The organism is Acinetobacter sp. ATCC 27244, from assembly GCF_000156555.1.
Lineage (GTDB): Bacteria > Pseudomonadota > Gammaproteobacteria > Pseudomonadales > Moraxellaceae > Acinetobacter > Acinetobacter haemolyticus.
Window position 1 is genome coordinate 1 of the sequence record NZ_GG665967.1, and the last position, 1836, is coordinate 1836.

General features: G+C 50.1%; 1 tRNA gene and 1 rRNA gene. Both read left to right on the forward strand.

Annotation, left to right across the window (positions count from 1 at the left end):
* The first annotated feature begins 162 nt into the window (after positions 1–162).
* A 16S ribosomal RNA gene (locus tag HMPREF0023_RS14980) occupies positions 163–1700 on the forward strand.
* A 59-nt stretch (positions 1701–1759) separates the two neighbouring features.
* A tRNA-Ile gene (locus tag HMPREF0023_RS14985) sits at positions 1760–1836 on the forward strand.

Below are 1836 nucleotides of genomic sequence, written 5' to 3' on the forward strand. Positions count from 1 at the left end.
TCATTAAGAGAATAGAAGAACAACTTGTGTGGATTTTTACTGGTTAATCGATCGAAAATATTTCATTGATTGAATGGTAGAAATTACTCGAAGTTTATTTGAGAAATTAATGTCAGAAAATTGATGAGCCAAGATTTGTAGCCATAAGCTACTAATGATTTTAAACTGAAGAGTTTGATCATGGCTCAGATTGAACGCTGGCGGCAGGCTTAACACATGCAAGTCGAGCGGGGAAGTGTAGCTTGCTACATTACCTAGCGGCGGACGGGTGAGTAATGCTTAGGAATCTGCCTATTAGTGGGGGACAACATTCCGAAAGGAATGCTAATACCGCATACGTCCTACGGGAGAAAGCAGGGGATCTTCGGACCTTGCGCTAATAGATGAGCCTAAGTCGGATTAGCTAGTTGGTGGGGTAAAGGCCTACCAAGGCGACGATCTGTAGCGGGTCTGAGAGGATGATCCGCCACACTGGGACTGAGACACGGCCCAGACTCCTACGGGAGGCAGCAGTGGGGAATATTGGACAATGGGCGGAAGCCTGATCCAGCCATGCCGCGTGTGTGAAGAAGGCCTTTTGGTTGTAAAGCACTTTAAGCGAGGAGGAGGCTACTCTAGTTAATACCTAGAGATAGTGGACGTTACTCGCAGAATAAGCACCGGCTAACTCTGTGCCAGCAGCCGCGGTAATACAGAGGGTGCGAGCGTTAATCGGATTTACTGGGCGTAAAGCGTGCGTAGGCGGCTGATTAAGTCGGATGTGAAATCCCTGAGCTTAACTTAGGAATTGCATTCGATACTGGTCAGCTAGAGTATGGGAGAGGATGGTAGAATTCCAGGTGTAGCGGTGAAATGCGTAGAGATCTGGAGGAATACCGATGGCGAAGGCAGCCATCTGGCCTAATACTGACGCTGAGGTACGAAAGCATGGGGAGCAAACAGGATTAGATACCCTGGTAGTCCATGCCGTAAACGATGTCTACTAGCCGTTGGGGCCTTTGAGGCTTTAGTGGCGCAGCTAACGCGATAAGTAGACCGCCTGGGGAGTACGGTCGCAAGACTAAAACTCAAATGAATTGACGGGGGCCCGCACAAGCGGTGGAGCATGTGGTTTAATTCGATGCAACGCGAAGAACCTTACCTGGTCTTGACATAGTAAGAACTTTCCAGAGATGGATTGGTGCCTTCGGGAACTTACATACAGGTGCTGCATGGCTGTCGTCAGCTCGTGTCGTGAGATGTTGGGTTAAGTCCCGCAACGAGCGCAACCCTTTTCCTTATTTGCCAGCGGGTTAAGCCGGGAACTTTAAGGATACTGCCAGTGACAAACTGGAGGAAGGCGGGGACGACGTCAAGTCATCATGGCCCTTACGACCAGGGCTACACACGTGCTACAATGGTCGGTACAAAGGGTTGCTACCTAGCGATAGGATGCTAATCTCAAAAAGCCGATCGTAGTCCGGATTGGAGTCTGCAACTCGACTCCATGAAGTCGGAATCGCTAGTAATCGCGGATCAGAATGCCGCGGTGAATACGTTCCCGGGCCTTGTACACACCGCCCGTCACACCATGGGAGTTTGTTGCACCAGAAGTAGGTAGTCTAACCGTAAGGAGGACGCTTACCACGGTGTGGCCGATGACTGGGGTGAAGTCGTAACAAGGTAGCCGTAGGGGAACCTGCGGCTGGATCACCTCCTTAACGAAAGATTGATGGCCGGTAAGAATCCACAACAAGTTGTTCTTCGAAGATGTATCTGAGGGTCTGTAGCTCAGTTGGTTAGAGCACACGCTTGATAAGCGTGGGGTCACAAGTTCAAGTCTTGTCAGACCCACCA